The sequence below is a fragment of the Burkholderia sp. Bp8986 genome (genome assembly GCF_003854225.1).
Lineage (GTDB): Bacteria > Pseudomonadota > Gammaproteobacteria > Burkholderiales > Burkholderiaceae > Burkholderia.
In genome coordinates this window covers 1-3,651 of the sequence record NZ_QTQM01000105.1, presented here as the reverse complement: position 1 = coordinate 3,651, position 3,651 = coordinate 1, and the positions used below count along the sequence as shown (strand labels likewise).

Sequence of the window (3,651 nt, the reverse complement as noted above, 5' to 3'; positions counted from 1 at the left end):
ATGTCGCGTTCTGAGTCCCCCCGGCCGCTGCTCGAGATGCGCGGCATCAGCAAGACCTTCCCGGCCGTGCGCGCGCTCGACAACGTCAGCCTGACCGTCTATCCGGGCGAGATCCATTCGCTGATGGGCGAGAACGGCGCGGGCAAGTCGACGCTGATGAAGATCCTGTCGGGCGCGTACCGCGCCGACGCCGGCGGCGAGATCCTGATCGACGGCGCGCGCATCGACGTCGACGGCCCGCTCGCCGCGCGCGATGCCGGCGTCGCCGTGATCTACCAGGAGCTGTGCCTCGCGCCGAACCTCACCGTCGCGGAAAACATCTACGTCGGCCGCGAACTGCGCCGCGGCAACCGCCGCTGGGGCACCATCGACCGCGCGGCGATGGCGCGCGGCTGCCAGGACGTGCTCGCGCGCCTCGGTGCGCCGTTCGGCCCCGACACGCTGGTCGGCACGCTGTCGATCGCCGAGCAGCAGCTCGTCGAGATCGCGCGCGCCGTGCATACCCGCGCACGCATCCTCGTGATGGACGAACCGACGACGCCGCTGTCGTCGCGCGAGACCGAGCACCTGTTCGGCCTGATCCGCCAGCTGCGCGAGGAAGGTCTCGCGATCATCTACATCAGCCACCGGATGGCCGAAATCTACGAACTGTCCGACCGCGTGTCGGTGCTGCGCGACGGCTCGTACGTCGGCACGCTCGAGCGCGCATCGCTGTCGGCCGAGCGGCTCGTCGCGATGATGGTCGGCCGCGACATCTCCGGCTTCTACAAGAAGGAACACGCGCCGTACGATCCCGGCCACCTGCTGCTGTCGGTGCGCGACATCGCCGACGGCGAGCGCGTGCGCGGCTGCAGCCTCGACCTGCATGCGGGCGAGGTGCTCGGCATCGCCGGGCTCGTCGGCGCGGGCCGCACCGAGCTCGCACGGCTGATCTTCGGCGCGGAGCCGCGCACGCGCGGCGACGTGAAGCTGGGCGAGCGCACGTTCGGCGCGCATTCGCCGCGCGACGCGATCGACGCGGGCCTCGTCTACCTGACGGAAGACCGCAAGCGCCAGGGCCTGTTCCTCGACATGAGCGTGCGCGACAACATCAACATCTCGGTGTGCAACCGCGATGCGCGGCTCGGCGCGCTCGATCTCGCGCGCGGCGCCACGCGCGCACGCGACGCGATCGCCTCGCTGTCGATCCGCGTGCCGAACGCGAACGTCAACGTCGGCGCGCTGTCGGGCGGCAACCAGCAGAAAGTGCTGCTGTCGCGCCTGCTCGAGACGAAGCCGCGCGTGCTGATCCTCGACGAGCCGACGCGCGGCGTCGACATCGGCGCGAAATCCGAGATCTACCGGATCATCAACGAACTGGCCCGCGCGGGTGTCGGCGTGATCGTGATCTCGAGCGAGTTGCCGGAGATCATCGGCGTCGCCGACCGCGTGCTCGTGATGCGCGAAGGCGAGATCGCCGGCGAACTCGGCGGCCACACGCACACGCCCATCACGCAGGAAGCGATCATCGCGCTCGCCACCGGCTCGCAAACCGAGCTCGCCGACGCGCACTGACCACGGCCCCTTCATTTCCTTCTTCCTTCAAGGTACCGACATGATCCACCCGACCAAGCAGCGCAACCTCGCGTCCGCGACGGCCCATCCGGTCGCCAACCGTACGCCGCTGATGCGCGGCGCCGATCATCGCGCGCGCATGCAGTCGCTGATGCGCACCGCCGGCATGCTGCCGGTGCTGCTGGTCCTCTGCATCGGCTTCGGCTTCATGACCGACGGCTTCTTCACGCTGCAGAACCTGTCGATCGTCACGCAGCAGGCGTCGATCAACATCGTGCTCGCCGCCGGCATGACCTTCGTGATCCTGACGGGCGGCATCGACCTGTCGGTCGGCTCGGTGCTCGCCGCATCGGCCGTCGCCGCGCTCATCGCGTCGACCATCCCCGGCTGGGGCTGGCTCGGCGTGCCGATCGCGCTCGCGGTCGGCCTCGTGTTCGGCGCGATCAACGGCGGCCTGATCTCGTTCCTGCGCCTGCCGCCGTTCATCGTCACGCTCGGCGCGATGACGGCCGTGCGCGGCGTCGCCCGCCTGATCGGCAACGACACGACCGTCTTCAACCCGCAACTGCCGTTCGCGTTCATCGGCAACGGCACGATCCTCGGCGTGCCGTGGCTCGTCGTGATCGCCTGCGCGGTGATCGCGCTGTCGTGGTTCATCCTGCGCCGCACGGTGCTCGGCATGCGGATCTATTCGGTGGGCGGCAACCCGGAAGCCGCACGGCTGTCGGGCATCAACGTGCGCGCGATCCAGCTGTTCGTGTATGCGGCGTCGGGCCTGCTCGCGGGCCTCGGCGCGGTGATGTCGGCCGCGCGGCTCTATGCGGCCAACGGCCTGCAGCTCGGCCAGTCGTACGAACTCGATGCGATCGCCGCGGTGATCCTCGGCGGCACGAGCTTCGTCGGCGGCGTCGGCTCGATCGTCGGCACGCTGATCGGCGCGCTGATCATCGCGGTGCTGACCAACGGCCTCGTGCTGCTCGGCGTGTCCGACATCTGGCAATACATCATCAAGGGGCTCGTGATCATCGGCGCGGTCGCGCTCGACCGCTATCGCCAGCGCGACTCGGCCCGCACCTGATTCGTATTCCTCACCACTTGACCATCGGGGCGCAGGCAGGTCCTCCTGCACCCATCCGCCAACGGACCTTCCGGAGACACAACGACATGTTCAAGCAAAAAGCCGCCCTGACCGCCGTCGCCTGCGCGCTCGCCTTCGGCGCCGCCGCCGCCCATGCAGCCGACAAGCCGCTGAAATCGATCGGCGTCACGGTCGGCTCGCTCGGCAACCCGTACTTCGTCACGATCGTGAAAGGCGCCGAGGCGCGCGCCAAACAGCTCAACCCGAACGCGAAGGTCACCGCGGTCTCGGCCGACTACGACCTGAACAAGCAGTTCACGCAGATCGACAACTTCATCTCCGCGCACGTCGACATGATCCTGCTGAACGCGACCGATCCGAAGGCGATCGAGCCGGCGGTGAAGAAGGCGCAGGCGGCGGGCATCACGGTCGTCGCGGTGGACGTCGCGGCCGCCGGCGCGAACGCGACCGTGCAGACCAACAACGTGAAGGCCGGCGAGCTCGCGTGCGACTACCTCGCGAAGAAACTCAACGGCAAGGGTAACGTGATCATCGAGAACGGCCCGCAGGTGTCGGCCGTGATCGATCGCGTGAACGGCTGCAAGACCGTGCTCGCGAAGAACCCGGGCATCAAGCTGCTGTCGAGCGACCAGGACGGCAAAGGCTCGCGCGAAGGCGGGATGAACACGATGCAGGGCTACCTGACGCGCTTTCCGAAGCTCGACGGCGTGTTCACGATCAACGACCCGCAGGCGATCGGCAGCGATCTCGCGGCGAAGCAGCTGAACCGCCCGAACATCGTGATCACGTCGGTCGACGGCGCGCCCGACATCGAAGTCGCGCTGAAGTCGAACACGCTCGTGCAGGCGTCGTCGAGCCAGGATCCGTGGGCGATGGCGCAGCAGGCCGTAAACGTCGGCTACGGGATCATGAACGGCCAGAAGCCGGCCAACCCGATGATCCTGATCGAGCCGACGCTCGTCACGCGCGACAACGTGAAGGCTTACAAAGGCTGGAGC

At 68.2% G+C, this 3,651-nt stretch carries 3 protein-coding genes; all 3 read left to right on the top strand.

All coding sequences use genetic code 11. From position 1 onward, the window contains the following. Complete coding sequence (locus DID99_RS35995) at nucleotides 1-1,554, top strand: sugar ABC transporter ATP-binding protein (RefSeq protein ID WP_124668677.1); 1,554 nt, start codon at nucleotides 1-3, stop codon at nucleotides 1,552-1,554. 40 nt (nucleotides 1,555-1,594) lie between these two features. Next, the gene (locus DID99_RS35990) at nucleotides 1,595-2,632 is read left to right on the top strand and encodes an ABC transporter permease subunit (protein WP_124572232.1); all 1,038 of its coding nucleotides are present in this window, start codon (nucleotides 1,595-1,597) and stop codon (nucleotides 2,630-2,632) included. An 86-nt stretch (nucleotides 2,633-2,718) separates the two neighbouring features. Next, the coding region (locus tag DID99_RS35985; RefSeq protein ID WP_124668676.1) for an ABC transporter substrate-binding protein at nucleotides 2,719-3,651 on the top strand (933 nt) is incomplete at its 3' end.